The sequence below is a fragment of the Maribacter sp. UH1 genome (assembly GCF_056839145.1).
In genome coordinates, this window is record NZ_CM166387.1 from 3,778,725 (window position 1) to 3,803,309 (window position 24,585).

19 protein-coding genes are annotated in these 24,585 nt (G+C 32.8%); 10 read left to right on the forward strand and 9 right to left on the reverse strand.

The genetic code is table 11. The annotated features are described in order from the left end of the window. Positions 1-133 precede the first annotated feature (133 nt). From UH1x_RS16285 to UH1x_RS16320, 8 genes are all read left to right on the forward strand, one after another. A complete protein-coding gene (locus UH1x_RS16285; RefSeq protein ID WP_482623032.1) occupies positions 134-1,375 on the forward strand; it encodes a PDDEXK-like family protein in 1,242 nt (413 codons plus the stop codon). Positions 1,376-1,595: 220 nt separating this feature from the next. After that, positions 1,596-3,971, forward strand: coding sequence for an EcoAI/FtnUII family type I restriction enzme subunit R (gene hsdR, locus UH1x_RS16290; RefSeq protein WP_482623034.1), 2,376 nt, complete (start codon positions 1,596-1,598; stop codon positions 3,969-3,971). Then, positions 3,972-5,468 carry an ATP-binding protein gene (locus tag UH1x_RS16295; protein ID WP_482623035.1) on the forward strand — a complete coding sequence of 499 codons (1,497 nt, stop codon included), beginning with the start codon at positions 3,972-3,974 and terminating at the stop codon, positions 5,466-5,468. Further along, complete coding sequence (locus UH1x_RS16300; protein ID WP_482623036.1) at positions 5,468-6,898, forward strand: class I SAM-dependent DNA methyltransferase; 1,431 nt, start codon at positions 5,468-5,470, stop codon at positions 6,896-6,898. The genes UH1x_RS16295 and UH1x_RS16300 overlap by 1 nt, the downstream gene beginning before the upstream one ends. A 1-nt stretch (position 6,899) precedes the next feature. Continuing rightward, positions 6,900-8,627 carry a restriction endonuclease subunit S gene (locus tag UH1x_RS16305; protein ID WP_482623038.1) on the forward strand — a complete coding sequence of 576 codons (1,728 nt, stop codon included), beginning with the start codon at positions 6,900-6,902 and terminating at the stop codon, positions 8,625-8,627. Between the two features lie 11 nt (positions 8,628-8,638). After that, positions 8,639-11,812 carry a DEAD/DEAH box helicase gene (locus tag UH1x_RS16310; protein WP_482623040.1) on the forward strand — a complete coding sequence of 1,058 codons (3,174 nt, stop codon included), beginning with the start codon at positions 8,639-8,641 and terminating at the stop codon, positions 11,810-11,812. A gap of 58 nt (positions 11,813-11,870) precedes the next feature. Further along, the gene (locus tag UH1x_RS16315) at positions 11,871-13,964 is read left to right on the forward strand and encodes a RecQ family ATP-dependent DNA helicase (protein ID WP_482623041.1); all 2,094 of its coding nucleotides are present in this window, start codon (positions 11,871-11,873) and stop codon (positions 13,962-13,964) included. Between the two features lies 1 nt (position 13,965). Beyond that, entirely contained in the window at positions 13,966-15,270 is a 1,305-nt protein-coding gene (locus UH1x_RS16320; protein WP_482623043.1) for a DNA-processing protein DprA, read from the forward strand. A 116-nt stretch (positions 15,271-15,386) separates the two neighbouring features. On the opposite strand, the gene UH1x_RS16325 is transcribed toward UH1x_RS16320, so the two are convergent. Genes UH1x_RS16325 through UH1x_RS16345 form a run of 5 tightly spaced genes read right to left on the reverse strand, consistent with a single transcriptional unit; the run spans position 15,387 to position 20,019 of the window. Then, on the reverse strand, positions 15,387-15,677 hold the full coding sequence (locus UH1x_RS16325) for a DUF6804 family protein (protein WP_482623045.1): 291 nt from the start codon (positions 15,675-15,677) through the stop codon (positions 15,387-15,389). 10 nt (positions 15,678-15,687) lie between these two features. Further along, complete coding sequence (locus tag UH1x_RS16330) at positions 15,688-17,328, reverse strand: hypothetical protein (RefSeq protein WP_482623047.1); 1,641 nt, start codon at positions 17,326-17,328, stop codon at positions 15,688-15,690. Beyond that, a complete protein-coding gene (locus UH1x_RS16335; protein WP_482623049.1) occupies positions 17,318-18,289 on the reverse strand; it encodes a DUF4407 domain-containing protein in 972 nt (323 codons plus the stop codon). Before UH1x_RS16335 ends, UH1x_RS16330 begins: the two co-directional genes overlap by 11 nt. Further along, complete coding sequence (locus tag UH1x_RS16340) at positions 18,290-19,510, reverse strand: DUF4407 domain-containing protein (RefSeq protein ID WP_482623050.1); 1,221 nt, start codon at positions 19,508-19,510, stop codon at positions 18,290-18,292. A 26-nt stretch (positions 19,511-19,536) separates the two neighbouring features. Then, positions 19,537-20,019, reverse strand: coding sequence for a hypothetical protein (locus UH1x_RS16345; protein WP_482623052.1), 483 nt, complete (start codon positions 20,017-20,019; stop codon positions 19,537-19,539). Positions 20,020-20,274: 255 nt separating this feature from the next. Between UH1x_RS16345 and UH1x_RS16350 the strand changes: the two genes are divergently transcribed. Next, a complete protein-coding gene (locus tag UH1x_RS16350) occupies positions 20,275-21,099 on the forward strand; it encodes an endonuclease/exonuclease/phosphatase family protein (protein ID WP_482623054.1) in 825 nt (274 codons plus the stop codon). A 50-nt stretch (positions 21,100-21,149) separates the two neighbouring features. Here the strand turns inward: UH1x_RS16350 and UH1x_RS16355 are convergent, their stop codons facing one another. Then, positions 21,150-21,308, reverse strand: a complete 159-nt coding sequence (locus UH1x_RS16355; protein ID WP_482623055.1) for a hypothetical protein — start codon at positions 21,306-21,308, stop codon at positions 21,150-21,152. Between the two features lie 380 nt (positions 21,309-21,688). Here UH1x_RS16355 and UH1x_RS16360 point away from each other — a divergent pair, with 380 nt between their 5' ends. Continuing rightward, positions 21,689-22,387: a hypothetical protein gene (locus UH1x_RS16360; protein WP_482623057.1), complete on the forward strand. Its 699-nt coding sequence runs from the start codon at positions 21,689-21,691 to the stop codon at positions 22,385-22,387. A 221-nt stretch (positions 22,388-22,608) separates the two neighbouring features. Here the strand turns inward: UH1x_RS16360 and UH1x_RS16365 are convergent, their stop codons facing one another. From UH1x_RS16365 to UH1x_RS16375, 3 genes are read right to left on the reverse strand one after another with little or no spacing between them, the layout of a single operon-like run. Then, on the reverse strand, positions 22,609-23,808 hold the full coding sequence (locus tag UH1x_RS16365; RefSeq protein WP_482623059.1) for a primase-helicase family protein: 1,200 nt from the start codon (positions 23,806-23,808) through the stop codon (positions 22,609-22,611). A 1-nt stretch (position 23,809) separates the two neighbouring features. Beyond that, a complete protein-coding gene (locus tag UH1x_RS16370; RefSeq protein ID WP_482623061.1) occupies positions 23,810-24,136 on the reverse strand; it encodes a hypothetical protein in 327 nt (108 codons plus the stop codon). 2 nt (positions 24,137-24,138) lie between these two features. Next, entirely contained in the window at positions 24,139-24,441 is a 303-nt protein-coding gene (locus UH1x_RS16375; RefSeq protein WP_482623063.1) for a helix-turn-helix domain-containing protein, read from the reverse strand. Positions 24,442-24,585 lie beyond the last annotated feature (144 nt).

Sequence of the window (24,585 nt, forward strand, 5' to 3'; positions counted from 1 at the left end):
ATTTTATTTTTTCATCTTACGGGAATCCGTAACGCTATTTCTATAATTGTTATAATTTGCAAGAAAGCTCTAAAATTTGGTTAGGGCTTTGTCTAACCTTAATAAAAAGGTAAAGAATAACTACACATTTGCAATGAATCAAATATCGTATAAAGAGCTATTGAAGAGTATTGGTGAAATTTCTAAAAAGTATGAGGAAATTGAAAAAGTGGCAGGTGAGGCTTTTAATATTTTTAAGGTTATAAATATTACTTCAGAGGAAGTCAGATTGCATTCAAAATTTTTAGCGGAGTTATTAAATCGCAAAGGATCACATGGACAGGGAGATGTATTTCTAAAGCTTTTTGTAAAGCAGCTGGGTATAGATTTAGATACTTCGTCTACCACTGTTGAAGTTGAAAAATATATTGGGGTGAAAACAGAGACTACTGGTGGGTATTTAGATATTTTTATTTCGGATAATAAAGGAGGATGTATAACTATAGAAAATAAAATTTATGCAAAGGATCAAGAGAACCAGTTGCTGAGATATTTTAATAATAACCGAAGTAATATTTTATACTTAACATTATGGGGTGACGAACCTGATGTAGATAGTCGCAAGGATTTAGTAATAAATAAACATTTTAAAATAATTTCATATCAACAAGATATAATTGGATGGCTTCAAGAATGCCGAAAAGAAGCTGTTGAGCTACCATTATTAAGGGAAGGGATTACACATTATATTAATTTAGTCAAGATATTAACAGGTCAAACAGGAACAACAAAAATGAATAATGAAATAAAAGATTATATAGTTTCATCTCCTAATAAATTAGAACAGGCTAGGTTGATTGCAAATAATATGAATGATGCTAAGGTTCAAATTCAATGGTCATTTTGGGAAAGTTTGGAAGAAAAGTTAATTAAGGAAGATTTAATATTATTAAATAAGAAAAAGGTCAATTGGCAAAATGTAGATGATTATTATAAGAAAGGCGGAAATAGGAATGCCTATTATGGTTTTTGGTTGGAATTGTATGAAAAAAATGATGTGACCATTCATTTTGGAATTGAATTATATGATAACATTTATTTTGGATTTACAGTTGAAAAAAACGGTGTTGGCGGAATTTCCAATCTTGCGGAGTTTCATGAATTTAGAGATTTGGTTGCAGGAATAAACGCTAATTATAAAAGTAATGATCATGGTTTAGGATGGAGAGATACTGAAGAGGAATTGAATTTTAGAACGTTCAATTCACAAGCTATTTTCGATCTTGCAGATGAAAAGAAACTAGATGAAACAACAAATGCTATTACAAAAGATATTGTGAATGATATTAATGCTATGAAAAAGGCTTTAAAGGCTAATTTTATTGCTCAAAATTAAATGACAAGGTATTTAATATTAGTTACTGAATTCATTATAAGTCGATTACAAATCTTATGATTTCTACGTTGAATTCATTGTTAAGTAATCGTATATTTAACCTCACAGCCGTTTGTTGAAATTTCCCTCGTACAACAAATATGTTATTATTTAAGGAGTATTGATAGTTCTGTTTTAATAATAAAAATTATTGTTTTGTGAACTGAAGGACAAATTTTAAATGAATAAAAAAGACCTTTCTGAAAGAGATATATGTTCCAAATTTATTAATCCTGCAATAGTAAAATCGGGGTGGAATATGAGAAAGCAAGTCCGGGAGGAAGTTTCCTTTACTGACGGGCGTATCATTGTACAAGGTAAATTATACACTCGTGGAAAGAGTAAAAGGGCGGATTACATTTTATATTATAAGTCCAATATTCCTATTGCTATTATTGAAGCTAAAGACAATAAAAAAGCAGTTGGTCACGGTATGCAACAAGCATTGGAATATTCCGAAATATTACAAATTCCGTTTGTATTTACTTCCAACGGAGATTCTTTTGTATTCCATGATAAAACAAACACATCAGGCGAATTAGAAAAAGAAATTTCTTTGGATGATTTTCCATCACCAGAGGTACTTTGGGCTAAATATTTAAAGTATACTAATCTTGATAAAGAGGAGTCCAAAGAAATAGTTGAGAAGGATTATTATGTGGATACTAGTGGTATGTCTCCTCGCTACTATCAACAAAATGCTGTCAACAGAACAATAGAGGCAATCGCAAAAGGTCAGAGTAAGATTATTTTGGTAATGGCTACCGGTACAGGTAAGACCTATACGGCATTCAATATTATTTATCGTTTATGGAAGTCTGGTGTTAAGAAAAGAATTTTATTCTTGGCGGATAGAAATGCACTATTGACTCAAACCAAGAATGGCGATTTTTCACCGTTTGGTAATGATATCATGCATATCATTAAGAACCGTAAAATAGATAAATCCTATCAAATTTACTTTGCATTATATCAAGGACTGACAAGTACAGATGAGGATAAGAATGCATACAAAGAGTTCAGTAAAGACTTTTTCGATTTAGTAGTTATCGACGAGTGTCATAGGGGCAGTGCTGCAGAGGCTTCTGCATGGCGAGATGTATTGACTTATTTCGATTCTGCTACACAAATTGGACTTACGGCTACACCAAAAGAAACCAAAGATGTTTCTAATATGGAATATTTTGGTGAGCCTGTATATACGTATTCTTTAAAACAAGGTATAGATGATGGCTTTCTAGCTCCCTATAAAGTAGTGCGTATTACAACAAATGTAGATGAAGGTTGGAGACCTTCGGCTGGGTTATTGGATAAATACGGTAATGAAATTGAAGACAGAATTTATAATTTAAAAGATTACGATAGAACCCTCGCCATAGATGAGCGTACGGAAATCGTTGCAAAAAAAATCACGGAATACCTCAAGGCTACGGACCGCTATGCTAAAACGATTGTTTTCTGCACAGATATAGATCATGCCAATAGAATGCGCCAGGCTTTGATAAATGAGAATGCCGATTTGGTTGCCAAAAATTGGAACTATTGTGTAAAAATTACGGGAGATGATGAAGTTGGTAAACAAGAGCTTGACAATTTTACCGATGTGGAAGAGCGTTTTCCTGTAATTGCAACTACCTCTAAAATGCTGACCACGGGTATTGATACCAAAATGGTAAAATTCATTGTTTTGGAATCTAATATTGGGTCTATGACCGAATTTAAACAAATTGTAGGTCGTGGCACTAGAATACGTGAGGCGGAAGGAAAAGTATATTTTACCTTGATGGATTTTCGTAAAGCAACTAATTTATTTGCCGACCCCGATTTTGATGGTGATCCAGTGCAGATTTATCAGCCAGAACCCGATGAACCTGTAGTTCCGCCAGATGAGATAGAAGAAACTGACGACATACCCGATGATCAAACGGATATTGTACCAGGTAATATTAAACCCACAAAACCCGATGTTGGTATTGACGATGGAAATGCCGAAGTTAGAAAATACTATGTAAATAATATACCGGTATCCGTAGTACACGAACGGGTGCAGTATTACGGTAAAGATGGTAAGCTCATTACCGAATCTTTAAAAGATTATTCCAAGAAAAATATTAAAGAGGAGTTTTCTTCTTTAGATGACTTCATTGAAAAATGGAATGAGTCTGAAAAGAAAGAAGAGCTTATAAAAGAACTTGCAGAACACGGTGTATTACTTGAAGCATTGCGTGAAGATGTAGGTTTAGATTTAGATGATTTTGATTTGATCTGTCATGTTGCTTTTGATCAACCAGCACTTACAAGGCAGGAAAGAGCAAATAATGTGCGAAAGCGCAACTATTTTACGAAATATAGTGAAACTGCACAAAAGGTGTTAAATAGTTTGTTGGATAAGTATGAACAAGAAGGTATAGTCTCTATTGAACAAGGTTCGGTTTTAAAAGTTCAACCATTAAGTGGTTTAGGTTCTCCTGTAGAATTAGTGAGAGCATTTGGAAAACGAAAAGATTTTGAAATAGCTATAAAGGAATTAGAAAATGAAATTTATAATATTGCCTAATTGAATATTCTAGAAAAAATAAAGCAACCTGAAGGTCGTAGGTTAGAGTTTAAAGAGCTTTTACCAACAAGAGCTGATTTGACAAAAACCATCATTGCTTTTGCAAATGATGCTGGTGGAGAACTATTTATCGGTATTAAAAATAATCCAAGGGTAATTACAGGTATTTACAAAAAGGATTTAGATAGTTTAGAAAACAAAATTAGTAATCTTGTTAATGACGCCTGTGAACCAACTATTTTACCAGAAATCTCTTTTATAGAAGAAACAGGTAAATTTATTATTAGAGTATACATTCATAATGGGAGTAAACCACCATATTTCTTAAAGTCAAAAGGAAAAGAAACAGGAACGTTTATGAGAGTGGGGTCTTCTAACAGACTTGCTAATAATGAGATGATTCAACAACTGGAAAGAATTGGCAATAGAATTTCTTTTGATGCTGAATTGGTTTTTAGTAAGACAATTGAGCAATTAGATATAGAAAACTTTAAAGAATTTTTTAAAGATAAAACAGATGAAGTATTGAGTGATGAAGTATTAAAAAAACTTGATCTCTTAAAAAATGAGCAAGGGCAGATTTTCCCTACCAATGCACTAGTGCTTCTTTCCAATGATGATTCTAAAAAACAATTATTTCCTAATGCAAAAATTGAATGTGCTCGTTTTAAAGGTACAGTTCCAGGAAACTATATAGACCAGAAATCCATTGACGGTAGTATTGCAGATCATGCAGAATTGGCATATCAATTTATTAGACGTCATGTATCCCAAGGAGCTAAAGACTATGATGGTGTTTATCGTAATGACCGTTGGGAGTATCCAATGATTGCCATTAGAGAGGTAATACGAAATGCGGTAATACATCGAGACTATTCTTTGCTAGGTAAGGATATAAAAATTGCCATTTTTGATGATAAAATTGAAATTACCAGCCCAGGAAAATTATTACCAACGGTTGATTTCAATGAAATGGATTCTGGGCAATCTGATGTGAGAAATAAAGTGCTTGCTCCTGTCTTTAAACGCTTAGGTATAATAGAACAATGGGGTAATGGGTTACAGTTAATTGCAGATGATTTAAAAACATATCCAGAAATAGAATTAGTTTGGAAAGAGCCTGGTATAGCGTTTAGAATTTCATTCATCAAAACAAATTACAAGCAACAGCACGAGTTGCAGCACGAGTTGCAGCAGGAGTTGCAGCAGGAGTTGCAGCAGGAGTTGCAGCAGGAGTTGCAGCAGGAGTTGCAGCAGGAGTCTTTATATACGACTACACTACGTGTAATAGCAAAAGAAATAGCAGGAACAACAACAATATCAAAAGCTTTAGGGCAAAAGAGTATTTCCGGACAACTATATCAAGTAATAAATAAACTAAGAGAGGATAAACTTATAGCCTGGACAATACCTGAAACTCCCAAAAGCTCTAAACAACAATATAAAATAACAGATAGGGGATTAGCCTTTCTACAATTACTTAAGCCAAAAAATTAATGAGTAACATAACAACCAACATAAAAGGCATACGCGATATCATGCGTAAGGATACCGGAGTAGACGGAGATGCACAACGTATCTCTCAAATGGTGTGGATGCTTTTTATGAAGATTTTTGCCGATAAGGAAGAAGAATGGGAAATCACCATAGATAATTATGAATCTCCAATTCCTGAACAGTTTAAATGGCAAAACTGGGCTGCAGATGATGAAGGGCGTACCGGAGACGATTTAATGGAGTTTATAAACAACGAACTCTTTCCTGCGCTTAAAGATTTGGATATTACCGTAAGTCCGCAAGCTCAGATAATACGTTCGGTGTTTGATGACACCTACAACTACATGAAAAACGGAACACTCTTCCGTCAAGTAATCAACGTGATTAATGAGATTGATTTTAACAGCACAAGTGAACGTCATGTATTTAACGACATTTACGAAACCATTTTAAAAGACCTACAATCTGCAGGATCTTCTGGTGAGTATTATACACCAAGAGCCGTAACGCAATTTATGGTAGATATGATTAATCCGCAATTAGGAGAAAGCGTATTAGATCCTGCATGTGGAACAGGTGGATTTTTAACCTGTACTATTGATGCGGTGCGTAGCCAAGTAAAAACGCCTAAAGACAGAGACGTATTACAAACCTCTATACGTGGTATTGAAAAAAAGCCATTGCCTCATTTATTGTGTACCACCAATTTAATGCTACACGGTTTTGATTTACCTGCAGTACGCAGAGATAATTTACTAAGCAAACCGTATGCTGATTGGGGCGCAAAAGATAAGCTAGATATTATATTGTCTAATCCGCCTTTTGGTGGTGTAGAAGAAGATGGTACAGAAACTAACTTTCCTAAAAAGTTTAGAACCAAAGAAACAGCCGATTTATTCCTAGCCTTAATCATTAAGCTCTTAAAAGATAAAGGACGTTGCGCTATTGTATTACCCGATGGTACGTTGTTTGGTGAAGGCATGAAAACACGCCTTAAAGAAGAGTTGTTAGAGCGTTGTAACCTACATACCATTGTACGTTTACCAAACGGTGTGTTTAACCCATACACAGGTATTAAAACCAATTTGTTGTTTTTTGAAAAAGGCACGTCAACTAAAGAAGTTTGGTATTACGAACACCAATACCCAAAAGGTGCTAAAAGCTATAACAAAACCAAACCGATAAACATTAAAGAGTTTGATGTAGAAAAAAAGTGGTGGAACAAGCGTGTAGAAAATGAATACGCTTGGAAAGTCTCTATAGACGAGATTAAAAAACGTGGTTATAATCTAGACATTAAAAACCCACACCAAGAAGCCGATACTTTAGAAAGCCCAGAAGTTATTTTAGAAAAATTTAGAACCACCGAACAAAAAATTTCTAGCATACAAGATGAAATTATTAATGTGTTAACCAAAGCTTTAAAGTAATATGCACCTACTAGAACACTTTAAAGAGTTAACCATTCGTCCTAAAAATGCTCAAGAATTAAAAGGTTTGATTCTGCAATTGGCTATTCAAGGAAAATTAACATCCAATTGGAGAGCACTAAATCCTAATATAAAATCTACAGCAGAGCTTCTTGAAGAATTAATAATTGAAAAGAAATTATTAATTAAAGAGAAGAAAATTAAAAATGAAAAATCACTATCCAAGCTAAATAAAGAAGAATTAATTGTCAACCTTCCTAATAGTTGGGAATCTGTAAGGCTTGGTGAAATTGGTGATTGGGGAGCAGGTTCTACACCTTTACGATCTAATTCATCATTTTATGGAGGAGAAATAAATTGGTTCAAATCAGGGGAATTAAATAATTCAATTATGGATTATGAGTCAAAGGAAAAAATTACGGAACTCGCTCTTGAAAAAACATCTGTAAGATTAAATAATCCTGGAGATGTATTAATTGCTATGTATGGCGCAACTATTGGGAAAACAGGAATATTAAAGGTTGTAGGAACAACTAATCAAGCTGTTTGTGCTTGTACGCCTTTCAGTTGTATAACCAGCTCATTTTTACACCTATTATTAAAAGGATTAAAAGATACTTTTATCAATCAAGGTGAAGGTGGAGCACAACCAAATATATCAAGAGTTAAAATAAGGAATCAAGTTTTCGGTCTTCCACCACTAGAAGAACAAAAAGAAATCGTAAACGTAGTAGAAAGCCTTTTTAAAGAAGTTGGACAATTAGAGCAATTAACAGTACAACGTATTGATTTAAAAGAAGACTTTGTAACATCAGCATTACACCAACTCACTACCAATAACGCCAACCAAGAATGGACATTTTTACAAGACCAATTTAAAAGCTTCTTTAGTGAAACCACAAACATTAAAAAGTTACGAGAAGCGGTTTTACAATTGGCAGTGCAAGGGAAGCTAACAGCAGATTGGCGACAACAACGTTCACTGAACGGAGCCGAAATGGAGGATGCCAGCCAACTCTTAAAACGCATACAAGAAGAGAAAGCACAACTCATAAAGGACAAAAAAATAAAAAAGGAAAAAGCCTTACCACCAATTACCAAAGATGAAATTCCTTATGACTTACCTGAAGGTTGGGTTTGGTCTAATATTTTGGATATAAGCTTAAAAGTAACTGATGGTGAACACGCAACACCAATTAGAACTGAAAGCGGTTATAAATTACTCTCTGCGAGAAATGTTACTAATGAAGGTATTAGGTTACACAAGGTTGATTATGTTGGTGAAGAAGAATTTTTAAGGATAAGAAAAAGGTGCAATCCACAAAAAGGAGATGTTTTAATATCATGTTCTGGAAGCGTTGGTAGAGTTTGTTTAGTAGATAAAGATGATGAATACTGTATGGTGCGAAGTGCTGCTTTAGTAAAACAACACCACGATTTTATAAATGGAATGTATTTATGTTACGCTTTAAGGTCACCAGTATTACAAGCACAAATAATATCTAAGTCTAGGTCAACAGCTCAATCAAATTTATTTCTTGGTAAGATAAAGGAATTGATTTTTCCACTTCCACCCCTAGAAGAACAAAAAGCCATCGTAGAAAAAGTAAATGCTTTACTGGGTTTATGTGATGCTTTAGAGCAAGAAGTACAACAAAGCCAAGAACATAGTGAGATAATGATGCAGAGTTGTTTGAGGGAGGTTTTTGAGGGGGTCAAAACGAAATAAAAGATACAACTATGACAAAAAGAAAATCAATCCTGCAACCAGTAGAAGTTGAATCTCATTTAAGAGATTATCAATTAGCAGGGGTTGATTTGATGAGTGATTATATTTCAGATTATGATAATAACAGAACTATTTTATCAGGACTTGTTGCTTTGCCAACTGGAAGTGGGAAAACAATTATTATAGCTTCATTAGCTTGTTGTTTACCTAGAAAAGGATGTGTTTTAGTATTAACACCAAGAAGACCAGTAATAGATCAATTGTTTAAAGAGCTTTCAGGTAATTTATTTTTAAACAAATTTGATGGACTAAAAACATATCCAATAAAATCTGTTTTTGATGAAAAGGCAACAGAGAAAGATATAAAGTCTGATTCTGTTATTTGTTGGACAATTCAAAAATTACATAAAGTAAGAGACACAAATCCTAAACTGTATGAAATTCTATTACAAAATGTAAAATTAATATTATTTGATGAGGGCCATTATGAACCAGCGCCAAAATGGAGTGAAACTATCAGAGCATTTAGAGCTCCAAAAATTATTTTTACAGCAACACCTTTCCGTAACGATTTTAAAAAATTTGATATAGATTGGGATAATTATGTTTATAAAAAAAGCTTTGATGAATTAAAAGAGCTTAAATATTTAAGAAAAGTTAAAGTTGAAGACCTTGGTAAAAAAGAAAATGTAATTCTTGCTGTTAATGATTCAATTGCAAGATTTGATAAAATTAAGAAAACTCATAAAGAAGCTAGACTTATTATAAAATGTGATAGTTCAGAATCAATCATAACAATATCTAAAGAATTAGTAAAATTAAAAAGAAATTTTTTTTCAATTCATGAAACATTTAAAAAGGATTTTAAAGAAAAGAATGAAGCTTTAAAGCCTTACTTGTTAAGTGTCGTTCCAAAAAACCAAGAAGAAAAAGAAGAGGATATTTGGGTTCATCAGTTTAAATTAGTTGAAGGAATAGATAGTAGTAATTTTAGATGCTTAGCTATAATTGATGAAATGGCTAATACACGTTCATTAGTTCAACAAATTGGTAGAATAATCCGTAATCCCAAAAGAAATGATGAAACTGCCTATGTCTATAATTATACAGAAGCAGACTATCTAAATTCATGGAATGGCTTTGTTTCCCTTGATAAAAGCGGGAATATAACTAAAACATTTGCGGAACAAATTATAGAAGATATAAACATCAAAGTTGGCGAGCACCAATATATAGATAAAAAGGTAAGACCTAAATTAACCAAGGAACAATTTGTTAATTGGACAGGAGAAGACCTAAAGAATCAAGTCCTGATACCCTTAAAAGCTAATTTTCTAAAATTAAATAAATCATTCAATTCTTCTCAATTTGTTAAAGAGTATTTGGATCATAATCTTAAAGGGAAAGATCATGTCTTTTTTAAGAATATTTATGGAGTAGACTCTGGTCTTTATTTATATTTTACGGTTAATAACTCCCCTTTTTTAACCGATGCATTTTATCCGGAAGTTACACATCAAATATGTTTTTTTAAAAAACAAAAAGGGTTTTTAGTTTTTTATGATTCTGGTAAGTTATTACCGATTGGTAAAGATAAATTGGGTATAGGCTACGGTTTAGAATCTTCAAAACTCCGTTCAATTTTTAAGCAATCAGAAGATACTGTATTGAGTCGTGTCGCTTTAAAAAGTTCAAATATTGGGTCGCTGGAACCTCATAGTCATTCTTATATGGCATCATCTATTCAAGACACTGCGCCTAATTTAAATGATTTTTCCCATTTTTTGAGTTCTACATATGGACATTATGTTGACAAAAAAGTTTATAAAGATTATAAGGATGTTAGTTTAAAAGACAAAGAATTTCAAATACGCACATATATTGGCTTTAGTACAGGAAGAATTAGTCAAAGTGAAGGTAAAAATGTTAAGTTTAAAGAGTATTTAGATTGGATAGATTATCTATCTGATTCTTTGAACAAAACATCAATTACCCCCAAAGTTTTTAGTAGATATTCAACTGAAGTATCTATTATAAAAGACCCATCACCTGAATGTATTTTATTAGATTTATTTGAGTTGGAAAATGATTTGAAGGTTGTTAATAATATTGATGATTCAGAGGAAGATATCAATATTGAAGAATTGTCAATTCCAGAAAAATTTTCTGTAATAAATAAAGATTCTAATGGGAATTACAATTTTGAACTCAATGTTAATGACACTCAATTTAATATTGAAGTACTATTTGATGACAAAAGAAATAAATATGTTTTAGAGTGTAAAGAACTTTCAGGTCTAATTGAAACTGTTGATTCTGAATTTGAGAATAAGGTTGTTAATCTAATAAAGGTTTTAAATCGAAAACAATGTTTCAGAATATTAACAAAAAAAGGTTTATCATATTCTGGAGGAAGGTTTTATGAGCCTCATTTTAAATTTGGTTTAAATTTTGATAAAACGGTATCACCTATACCAAACATGTTAATTTCAATAGATGCTTTGTCAAAAGTATATTCCGAAAAAGGAACAAAAAATGGAACAATTATAGATTCGTGGCAGGACAACTCAATTTTTTCATTATTAGCTAATAGAGGAGAAGGGTCTCAATTAAAGGATTATATGTTAGAAAATGGAGAAAAAGAGGAGTTGTTGATTTGTACTGATTTAAATACAGAGCCAGCAGATTTTATTTTGGTGACTGATAGGAAAATAGCATTTATTCATGTTAAAGGTAAAGGGAATAAACCAAATCCAAGTCATGGTAGGTATGGTGCATCAGCGATTAGTGAAATCTGTAATCAGGCAGTAAAGAACGCTCATTTATTATCAATATTTGATGATTCTCCACCTGGTAATGTAAAAACTTGGGCTAAACCATGGAATCCAAATTCTAAAAAAAGTTATAATGTAAAAGAAAGGATAAGAACTTTAGATTTACCAGCAGAAATTGACCGTACGGACTATAACTCAATTTGGAATTACCTGGTTAAAAAGAAAATGGATGTAAACATTTCCAAAGAAGTTTGGTTGGTAATGGGGTATACAATGAAAAAAGATGTTTTTCTTGAAAAAATAGGAAATAAAAAGCCTCCCGCAGAAGCTAAGCAAGCAGCTTTAACATTAGAGAGTACCTTAGCAAGTATACATTCTTTAGGGCTTAAGTTGAAAGTGTTTTGCAGTTAGATTAAATCATTCTGGTACTGTGTTTTAAAAATTAATTTGAATATTATAAAAATGTAAAATGGATAAACAAGGGGCATTATCACTTTTGCGGAAAGCGCTGAATATACCTGGGGCAAATTTTCGAGATGGACAATGGGAGGCTATTGAAAAACTAACAACCTATAAAGAAAAATTACTTGTTATTCAACGTACAGGGTGGGGGAAAAGCTCGGTCTATTTTATTAGTAGTAAAATTTTAAGAGACCAAGGTAAGGGTCCGACTATAATAATATCTCCATTGTTAGCCTTAATGCGTAATCAAGTAGAAGCTGCGGAACGTTTGGGTGTTAAAGCAGTTACAATTAACTCAAATAACTTTGAAGACTGGAAATCGATACAGAAACAGGTCTTAATGAACAAGGTTGATACTTTATTAATCTCACCAGAACGCTTGTCCAATGAACGCTTTATGGATGAGATTTTATTTCCTATTGCGAATAGAATTAGTTTGTTTGTAGTAGATGAAGCGCATTGTATTTCTGATTGGGGTCATGACTTTAGACCAGATTATAGACGTATTGTTGGTATATTAAAAGTGATGCCAAAAGGTATGCCTGTTTTAGGGACAACCGCAACTGCGAATGATAGAGTTATTGAGGATATTACAGAACAATTGGGAGGTATCAATGTAATACGAGGAGTGCTTACTAGAGAAAGTTTAAAACTTCAAAATATAGTATTAAAAGATCAAGCCTCAAGATTAGCTTGGCTAAGCGAAAACGTACCAAAACTGGAGGGTAGTGGTATTATCTATGTACTAACTAAACGAGATGCTAGAAATGTTACTCAATGGTTAAATGATTGTGATATTGATGCAGCAGCTTATTACTCTGGTATTGAAGACGATAATTTTGATGATTCTGCAACTTTTAGGGGGTTTTTAGAAGATTCTTTGTATAACAACGAAATTAAGGTATTGGTGGCAACTACTGCCTTAGCAATGGGTTACGATAAGCCAGATCTCAATTTTGTAATTCATTTTCAAGCACCAGATTCCATTATTAGCTATTACCAACAAGTTGGTCGTGCTGGTCGTGCTATAAAAAGTGCTTATGGTATTTTGCTCTCCGGACAAGAAGATGCGGATGTTCATAGTTATTTTAGAGAATCAGCTTTTCCTCCAGAAGAAACGGTAAATGCAATATTACAAGCCATAGAAGATTATGATGGTTTGTCGGTTCCGAAATTAACTGAATTTTTAAATTATAGACAAGGTCAAATATCTAATACCCTTAAATATTTAAGTGTTGAAGAGCCATCTCCAATTATAAAAGAAGGCAGTAAATGGAAGCGTACAGCTGTACATTTTGTTATGGATAAGGAAAAAATAAAACGTTTGACCAGTCAAAGGGAATTAGAATGGTCAATAGTTCAGAATTATATAAATACGGAGGAATGTTTAATGACATTTTTGCAAAAGGAATTAGACGATTCTAATATAACTAGATGTGGAAGATGTGCAAATTGCCTAGGTGGATTAGTCTTACCAAGGTCTGTCACTCGTGAAAGTATTATTGAGGCTTCTATATTTTTAAAACATTCTGAATTTGATATACTACCAAGAAAACAAATTGTGACTAATGCATTGCCAGAGTATGAATGGCGTGGTAATTTGAAGAAGGGTTTACAAGCGGAAAAGGGAAAAGTTCTATCTCGTTGGGAAGATGCTGGCTGGGGTAATGTAGTTGCTAATGATAAACGTTTCGGACATTTCAGTGATGAATTGGTTGATGCAATGCATGAAATGATTATTAGATGGAATCCAAGCCCATTTCCCGAATGGTTAACTTGTATACCTTCAAAACGGCACCCTCAATTAGTTCCTGATTTTGCAAAAAGATTAGCTTTGAAATTAAATATACCATTTAAGCCTGTTATTGAAAAAATTAAGGATACACAACCTCAAAAAGAGCAAGAAAACAGTTTTCACCAATGTCATAACTTGGATGGAGTTTTTCAGATTAATGGGGATGTTAAAAATAAACCCGTATTTTTAGTCGATGATGCTGTTGATTCTAGATGGACATTTACTATCGCAGCAATCTTATTAAAAAAATCTGGTTCTGGTTTAGTATACCCCTTAGCCTTAACATCAACATCAGTAAGTGATTAGTATGATTTCAGAAAGAACAAAAGCTATATTGCTCCTAACATCTTATTTTTCAAAAGACTTTGATAAAAAAAATAAACCTTTATCATTATTAGAATGGAATAGAGTTGTACGGTGGCTGCAAATTAATAAATTACGCCCTGAAAATTTGTTGACAATTGATGTTAAGCAACATTTTAATAATTGGAAAGATAAGACAATCGATAGCAATAGAATAATTGCATTGCTTGATCGTAAAATGGCACTTGCAATAAAATTGGAAAAATGGTCCAAAGCAGGGGTTTGGGTTTTAAATAGAAGTGATAAAGATTATCCTGAACGCCTAAAGATTAAATTAAAGGATAAAGTGCCTCCAATTATTTTTGGTGTCGGAAATAAGGAGTTGTTAAATAAAAACTTCATTGGTATCGTAGGTTCCAGAAATATATCTATTCAAGATATTGATTCAACTAAATTACTGGTAAAGCAAATTGTAAAGGGCGACTTTGGGGTTATATCGGGAGGCGCACGAGGTGTGGATGAGCATTCAATGGTTGAAGCTCTGGCAATCAAAGGCTATTCAATGGGTATTCTCGCTGATAGTCTTTTAAAAAAATCATCTTCTAAAATTTATCGTGAAAGTATTATTAATAACCGCTTAGTTTTAATTTCCCCTTTCAATCCTGAAGTTGGTTTTAATGTAGGAAATGCAATGGGTAGGAATAAATTAATCTATGTTCTTTCCAAGGCAACTATTGTAGTTAAATCATCCACAAAAGGTGGTACATGGGAAGGGTCTAAAGAAAATCTTAAAAATAAATGGGTTCCCTTATGGGTTGTTGATAATCCAGATAAAAATGAAAATATCGGTAATACTGAAGTTTTTAAATTGGGTGCAAAATGGTTGCCCAAAGACTTAAATTTCCAAGTGGAGAGTTTAATTGATTATTCAAAAAATAAGAATAATAGTATAATTCAATCAGAGTTATTTGAGACACTTCCAGAGATTAAGACTATATCTGATTATAAAATAATAGATACCACAGGTCATATAAATGAACCTAAAGATGCATTTCTAAAAGAAACGAAAAAACTAATATTTAGTAAGGCTTCCATTTTTGAAATTTTCATATACAAGTTAAATAAGGAGAATCTGGAAGGTATATTGGATAAGCAAAAAATTCAGGAAGAATACGAAATAACTGCTAAACAACTTGATAATTGGTTTAAACTAGGGGTTGAAAGAAATTTTCTAATTAAAAAAACTAAACCAGTTCGTTATTATTTAAATGCTGATTTAAAGTTACAAATTTTATTTAGCGAGAATTAATTCACTTGTTGATTGTGGAAACATGCCTTTATTTTGGCTGCAGGTACAGTGCTTACTATGGTTTGTTACTGCAAGACAATTTCAACAACGTGTCAACAATTCAATTTATCTCTAACTTATTTTTTGTTTTTAATAAATATAGAAATCAGTAAACTAATACCAACTACCACATCTACCATATTCCATATTTCCCTACCCAAAGCTATTTTGTAGAAAGGTTGAAAGAGTAGTGCAAGGGCTATATAAATAAATACCTGCTCACTCTTCTCTACTTTATTAGCCTTGTATGCTAAAAAACCAAAGCCTACGAATGCTATAAAGCGTACCAATTCGTAGTAGCTGTATGGCATGTTTAGTAGGCATAGAAAGAATAGGAGTGCCAGTATTGATTTGATGATATTTTGCATTTCTATTTTTTTATTTTTCTAACTCACACAAACTACGCCCAAGCCTTTCTGCTTCTGGTATATTTATTTGATAAATGGTACCAGTACATTTTTCTAATGCTTCACAGTTTTGATTTAGGTGGTAGTGTTTGCTATCGTCGTCCTTGCATATATAAATGTCACCTTCTTGAAATACAGTTCCAGTCATTAGTGGTCGTATTTTTAGTTCTTTTTCTCGGTTCGTTGTCGGCATTTCAGTAGTATCTAATGGTGTTGTTTCTTGGTTTATATTTTTAGCATCAGTTTCTTTCGTAGCTACATCAGCATTATTATTAATTTCACTCTGTTCATTTGCAATTTGTTTAGTAAGAGAGTTTGGGGTGTCTAAGTCATCTGTTTCTTTAGGAGTTTCTTGTGGAATAGAACTTAATACCGTTTCTGATTTTTGAGAGTTGGGCGAAGTGTTGGATACTAAAGAATCTTGTAAAAATTGATTTGGAGTGTTTGAGATTTGATAGGTTCCACTTTCCGTTTGATATGCTTGCGTCTGTATACTTTCTTTATTATAAATCTCAGCAGAATCATTATACAGTGTAACAGTTTGATTTATGGGTGTTTCATCGGTGTTTTGAGTATATTTTTTTTCTTGCTCCAATTCTAAAACATCTGTTTTGTAATTATCGTTTTCCTTATTTCTTATTATTTTAAACTCTTCATCTGAAGTACTAATTGGTTCATGATTCAATTGTTCATTATCTCTTCTGCTGGTGTCTGAAATTTCAGTTTTTGATTTATTGAAGTAATTATAATTATCATTGTTTTTAAATAAATTCAATAGCAAGCCGATAATTAATATCCCTGCAAAAGCATAGAACAATTGACGCCAATGATAAGGCATGGAAGGGAATAAGCCGATAAAAGATCCTATTAAGTAAAGTAATCCTATTAATAGACCGGAGATTAACCCGGGCAAACCAAATGAGAAAAGAAATAAGATACCTAGGAATAATCCGATAAATCCAAGACAACCGAGACCAGAGGTTTGTATTTCATTCCAAAGTTTGGCTCTATTTTCTTTGTTAAATGAGTTGGTAACGTTTTTCCAAATAGGTTCTTTCGCTATCTCTTCATGGATAACATTAGTTTCAGCTTCAGGGTTAAACACCACTGGAGTTGATTCATTACACGTGCATTCTTCTAATAAATCATTGCAAGTATCGCAAGTCTCAACTGGCATCTCATCAGTAATGGTTTCAAATTCTAAAAGGTAACCGCTTACTAAACATATAAGTGTCCCAAAGGTTTTATTACCATCTTTTACTACATCATAAATTTGAACTGCCTCTAATTTTGGTTCTATTATTTCTAAACGTACACTGTCATAACCTTGGATTGTAGTATTTAGGTTTATAAGAACATTTTCAAAACTTTTTTGTGTTAATTGTGTTTCTGAAACTATGGCATTATAAATTGTTTCATCTATAATCGCTGGGTGCTGTTTATCGTTTTTAAGATTGCTTATCTCTCCTTCATAAATGTGAATGTCATAAAGTTCAGTATTGGAAAGGAGAATTTTATCATTTGCGATTCCATGATATTTCCCCGTAAATTCACCTTGAACATATGTTCTTTTTTCAACTTGGCGTGAAAATGTAAGAGTTTTATAGCCCATTTAAGTAGTTCATAAAATCCAATTCAGTACCCGTTTTACGAGTAATTGTCTTAGGTATTTGATTAAATGGAGGGTCTTCAAAACGCTCTTCTAATTCTATTCTTTTACCTATACTATTTTGAAACAGTAAAGGATATTGCTTCTTGAAATTAGCGTATTCGTCTAAAATAATATCTCTGTTTAGCTCTGTTCTAACAATGTCATAGGAGCTTGATCTTGATATGAAGTATTTAAAAAATAAAGGAGTTAGAAATAATAGTAGAAAACCAATAGAAATTATCCACACCCAAGGAAATTTAGAATTTAGGAGTATTAAGCCTCTAACATAATGAGGGGAGGCATCTATTCTATTTTCGGTTTCTTCGATTAGTTCTTTTTTATCTAATTCTAGCTTGATCTTTTTTGCTTTTAGTAATTCAATACGATTTGAATTGTTTTTGATTCTTCCGTCGGTCAGCAATAGTTGTAGCCTATTTAGTTCATCATCGTTAGATGCTATTTCGCTATCAAAATAGGCTGCAGTTTGTATTGTTGCTTTTTTAATTTTGTCAAACTTTAAATGTGCTAATTCTATATTTAGCTTTCTCTTTAAAAGCAAAGTTTCAATAGGCTTTATTATCGTTAGCCCCAGCAACAGCAAAATGCAAATACGAATAATGAATGAGGTTATATATCCGACTCCCTTTCTATTTGGATTGGCAGAAATTGTTATCAAGCTAAGTTTATAAATGTTAAAAATCATTAATGAAAAAACTAGGCTCCAAACCCATGATAGATTGGGAATATTAAAGATTTGCGAAAATGTGTGATGATAAGATATGACTGCTGTTATAAATAATAAAGCAATTAAGAATCCACTGAGTGCAAAACGCATCTGTAAATGCTTTTCGGAGTCTCTAAGTATATTTTTATCTTCTCCTGCTAATTTCCAGAAAGGGCGATATATTTTTGTGCGTGACATCTATACTTCAGATATATAGTTTTCTACGTTATCGTCTATTTTCTTCTTTTCGTTCTCTTTCCATCGTTCTATTATATAGTCGCTCAATTCTGATTGAGCCTTCATAAGTGCTATTTTCTCGTCAATTTTGCGTTCTGCATGATGACTTATGATTAAGTCTCTTTCTTGTCCTTCTTTATCTTTGTAATAATCATATTTTATTTGAATACCATTATCTGCTTTCAAGAGTTCCTGAATATTATCTCCCATGAAATCATATGGGCTTTTGATTAGCATCATTTTAAAGAAAATTGGTGTGAGCTCGATAACAACGAACAGAAGTGTAATAAAAAATGTAATCCAAGCTCCCGCTATTTTGTGAGCCAATTTTATTCTTTCAAGAAGTCCATCAAGCCCATTGGCGACCTCTTCATTTTTTGCTAGCTCTTTGTCGAGTTCTTCTGTAAGTTTTAATTTTTCTTTATTCAATCTTTCTAACTCTCCCTGATGAGATTTGTCATATCCGTTCAAATCTCTTTCAACTTTTTCCATTTGTAGTCTTAATGCTCTAGAGAGAGGACCGTCACCAGCACCGGCACCGGCTCTTCCTTGTAATTGATCGGTGTATTCTTTTTCTGCAAGTTTTAGTCTTTCGACTACTTTATTTCTTTCATTTTCTATTTTTGTTAAATCCTTTTCAATTAATTCGAAACGCCCATCATAGTTTGCCTTAGTTGTTTTTTCATATTCTTTTCTTTTTTCCAATTGGGCTTGATGTAGTTCTGCATCAATCTCAGACTTGAACATTCTAATTTCCATTGGTTTAGAAATTGTGATAGCAATAACAAGTCCCATAATAATTCTAGGTACAGAATTCACAAATTCTCCCCAAGTAATAGCTTCTGTACCGTCCCCTTTTCCTGTTGCAGCTACGATAAATCTGTCAATATTAAAAATGATTAGACCCCAGATAATTCCAAAAACGCTAGCCATTATTGCAGTTTGGGTATGAGTTCCACCATCAAGTGCAGAGCCCTTTGGTTCAAATATGGTATAGATTGCATAGCCCCCGGCTACTGCAGCCATAAAGCCTGTAGCTACTACTATCCCACCTAAGCAGGCATATTTAACTTGATCGGAGTAAGTGCTTCTTTTTAAAATATATCCATCTGAACCTGCTGCTTTCCATAAACTTCGCATTATAAAGCCTGGTTTAGGGCTTGTGTAATATTCTCTTTTCATAATTGGTGTTTTGGTTGTTTAAGGTCTTATTTTAGTAATAATTGTAAATCTTCTAATTCTTCTATTGAACTTACTGAACTGATTTTAGTTAAGGTATTTTGAAGGAAATCAGATTGATTTGATTTTAATTCAATTTGCTTAAATGGAATTGGAGGTTTTCTATTCTGAAATGAAATAGTACTGTTATTTATTTTTTTATTAATCACTACATCTATCTTGTTGATGGATGTCTTTTTAGATTTTGGCAGAATATTCGAAAGGTCTTTTTTATCCAAAGCAATAACTTTGATAGTCGTTAAAAGCGTAGTCTTTTTTTGAATACCGTATGATGTTAGTTGAAAATCTGTTTGTCCTTTTTTTACCTGAAAGAGTAATTGACTTGTGTCAAAAAATATTTGAGATGAATTACTGATTGTAATGAAAATAGAATTTTGAACTTTCCAACGTAATTGATTGATTGTATCTTCAATACAAAAGTCAACATCTGCTTGAAAACTAATGCAATCCATTTTTTTACGATTAAACAGAAGCTTTAGGAATCTAAATAGGATCCTCAAGGAGTTTATTATTAAGTTAATTGCCAATTTTCGCTTTCGTAGTAAAGCTGCTTTTCTATTGCTATCGTTAGTCATGCATGATATAATCAAATGGTATTGTTGATTTAATAGGTGGTAAATGTATTTAAAGCATATAAGTTTGTTTTACGGAATCCCGTAATCGGACAAAATCTATTTGTATTAATTTTGTTTTTATTAAAATCTACCATGCTTAAAAAGACCATTTTTCTACTCTTAATTTTATTTCACTTTACGGTTTCTTCACAGGAACAAATAAGGCTAATCTCTTGGAATATTAGAGATTTTGGTAAGACCAAGAACAGCGAAGAGTTAGATAGGATGGCAGAAATACTTCGCGATGCCGATATTGTTGCAATACAAGAAGTGGTATCCGGTTATGGAGGAGCACAGGCAGTTGCAAAGCTTGCTGATAACCTCAATAGAAAGGGAGCTAAATGGGATTATGTTATAAGTAATCCTACCAATAGCCCAAAATATGTAACGGAGCGTTATGCGTTTATTTGGAAGACAAAAAATATCAAAATAAAGAATAGGGGAGCATTAATTTCAAAATTAGACTCACTTGTTGATAGAGAACCTTTTTTTCTTGATTTTTATGTAAAGGGTCGTAAGCTTTCCGTAATTAACTTTCATTCTAGACCACATGATAAAAACCCGGAAAGGGAGATATTGGCGATTACCGACTATCTGAAATCAGATGACTTTCAACATCCGATATTACTTGCAGGTGATTTTAATGTGGACCAAAAGGAGAAAGTTTTTATTGGCTTGAGAACGCAGGGTTATAACGCTACGGTTATTGATGCTAAGACTACTTTAAAACAAAGTTGTGCTACTGATGGTTATTTGAATTACCCTATTGATAATATTTTCTATTCTGATCAAATTTCACTCAAGAGTGGTTATGTAATTGATTTTGTAAAAGCCTGTGAGAACATAAGTAAAGCAAGAGAATTATCTGATCATCTACCTGTTTTATTGAATTTTAGTATTAAAGAACTTACTGAATGAAAAAGAGGATTAAGCTTTATGTAACTCAATCCTCTTTAAGACAAATTTTATTAATTAACCGGTGGATCTGGCGGCGGTGGTGGAATATCTCCACCATCACCACAGCAGGCTTGAAGTTCAACTTCATTCTCAGATAGGTCTTGTGGGTCACATGATATAAAGACAGAGTTGAGGATTATCGTAAATACTACTATATAAATTTTCTTCATTTTGTTTAAGATTTTTGGACATACCAATGGCTGACCGAATTAGAAATCAGTGTTTGAATGCGATGTAAATCGCAGATTAAAAATGAAGGGACGTCTCCCAGGTTTGAGAAGTGGAAATCCAAATACGGTAGTAATTAGCTACTTCTCAATCGGGCTAAACACCGACCGTATTTTAGATTTCCGAGAGACTGATTTATTAATAGACTGTGGTAACAAATCATAGTCTTAAATCAATCTGAAGCAAAGAAAAGGGATGTTAATTGATGATGACCCGTCATAGGCGCGTCATGTTTTCGACAAGTATTCGACACCAATGAGAGTAACGGTTAAAGAGTATTTATAAAAGCGTGTAGTAAAAATTAAATTGTAATTTTAGGATTATGAAAGAGGCAATTATTAAGGAAATAGTTGAGAAAGTTTTTCAGAAAGCGGAAAGGGAATGTTCAAAAGATTCAAAACATGCGCTTAGTAATCAAATCGCGGAATCAATCTCGCTTAGTCCTAAAACGATTGAAAGACTTTACGATAAATATCTTGGTGGTAAAGAAGGTATAGGAACCCAAAACGAACATACAATAAACGAGCTGTGCAAGTATTTAAATTATGAGTCGTACGCAACATATGTTAAACAAAACTTCAGTGATAAGATAAGTGCTGATGTAATAACTATTGGAAGAAGAAAGAATTGGAAAATTGCAGCGGTAGTAGGTTTAATAGTAGTTGTCGGTTTAATACTTAGTTTAAGCGAGAAGAATAAGGAAACCTTATGTATGACTTGGAAAGCTGACCATTATGAAAAGGTAGCGTGTTCCGTAAATTTTAAGGAAAAGGTAGTTCCTTTAGATGAGGTTAGATTGCAAAATTTTAAAAAAATAGACGTTGATTTAACTACGGACTTTTTTGATGAAACTACTGGACAACCATTAATTTGGTATTATAAATCTGGTAACACTGTAGAATACTATACAGCACCAGGTTTACATCCTTTTAATGGAAAAACTTTGAAGGCAATAACTGAGTACATGGCTAACAAGACAGTACCTGTACATACATATGATGAGGATTCTTTTACTAAATGAATAGTATAGCTACTTTATGGTCTAGTACCGAAGGAAAAGACCTTACCTTGTTGACTGTTGAAATTTACTTAAATTTTGACTTTAGGTGCATTATTTACAATGGTTTGTAGCTGCAACAGAAGTTCAACATAAGGTCAACAATTCAATTGTTGACGACAAGTTGATGTGATGTTGAATGGTAAACGCCCGCCGGCTGGGCATTTTAAACCATATGCAACAAATCAACTATTATTTTTCATGCTTTCTCTAGTGAACGTGTAATGTCTACCCTTATGATGAGTGGTCTCTACGAATGGTTTTTGTGTTTCAGGTATTATTGACATGTGGTACTTTTTATAGCTACTATTTGTAGTCTCTAGTCCCATATGTATTTTAATAGCTTCCGTAACTTTCGAAGACGAAACTCTAATATTATTTTCAGATAACTTTTTAACCAAATCCGCATTAGAATATTTTAGAACATCTTGGTCGAACATATCAAACTCATCCATTAAAATTTGTTCTAACTCTTTATGAATAAAGGTTTTATTAGACTTCACCAGTTTATCCAACGCAGCAGTATGTATTTGTTCTTTTGTGAACCACATACGTGTAGCTTTTTTTGTTGATATTTTTCTCTTGGTCAATAAGTTAATGAAATGAGGAAGTTCTTTTTCAAGTGCCTCCAACATATCAGGATTGTCGCCATTCTTAGGTAATTTTGAAACTTTGCGTACCCAGTACCGTATTTCCTCATTATCTGCATAAATAAAATTTTCTTCATTGTTTGAACATAGTATGAATTTGCCGAAGAACGGTATTTCTACACGGTCCTTACCCTTAGATTCACTTTTGTAACTTTTAGCTGTAGATAAATTTTTAATCCGCTCACTATCCTCACGTTTGTCCAATAGTACTTCATCTACAGCTATAATTAGTTTAGCAGCCCAGTCAGCATTAAATCTACTACGAAAATCTTCATTATTATTTATGGTCATATTACTTTGAAATACCATTTTAAAAAAACTAAGAAATGTCGATTTACCGGTGTTACGCTCTTTGCTTACCAGGCATAAAATTGGTAGTGTCTGTGTTGGCTTTTGCCATAATAGGGCAAGGTAGTCAAGCCCCAATTCGTATTGTTCACCAAAGAAGTGTTTTAAAAATTTGATGGTCTCTTTTAATTCTCCCGGTAGGGGTTGGTGATCAACCGCATGGTATTGATTTAAGAATCCATCTATCACCTTCCTATGGTTAACATGCGAGGGTATTAAACAAAATCCATCATATTTAGGGATTATATCTAAATACTCCTTTCCGAAATCTGTAATGATTTCTCCTTTGTTCCATTTCAACAAAACTTTTGTTTTGTCTCCACTGTGAAGTGGCAGGTAAGCTTCTTTGAAGTAGTCCGTACCTACTCTCATAAATTCCTGATTCATATTATTCTATATTAACAGTTTCTTTTCCTACTTTACCAAAGTCTGTAATTTGACTTCTTTTTTTGAAGAGCAGTATAAGATGCATTCCATGCATACATGGATCTTCTATGCACGCTTTTTTAACTACTTGTTCTATTTGGTAAAGAGGTAGTTTAGGCATGTAGTTAATTATTTCCTTCACAACATTCAGTTTTGTTATCAATGCATTTAAAGAGCGTACTAGCATTATGTTTCCATTATGCATATAAATTAAACTAGCTATATCTTTTACCACTTCATCAATTTGAACGTAACCGTCAGGTAAAAATGTTTTATTTTCCTTTTCCATGATTACAGTTGATTTTTAAGTAAATATTCATCTACCTCGTTTTGAATAGAGGTTTTGTCTTCTCGCTTTCCTGCTTTTAGCCAGTCAAGAATTTCTGATTTTAGAAAATATAAACGACGACCTCGCTTATGATAAGGGATGTTGTTTTTATGGACTAAGCCATAGATGGTGTACTTGCTTAAGTGAATCAGCTTGGCTGCTTCTTCAATCTTGAGAAATAAGTCTTCCTCTTTTTTTAAATTGCTATTATCTTTTAGTAGATCAGCAATTTGTTCTGCTAATAATTTGATGTTTTTTTTCTTCATTAAATTAAGTTTTACTTATTGATATTTTTGTAAAACTATGTTGGAGAAGAAGTGCTTCAATACCTTTTCGAAGTGCTTTCGAAGTAGCTTTTAAACTTTAAATAGCTGTTTATCAGTATTTTAATAGTTGTATAAATTTAAAAA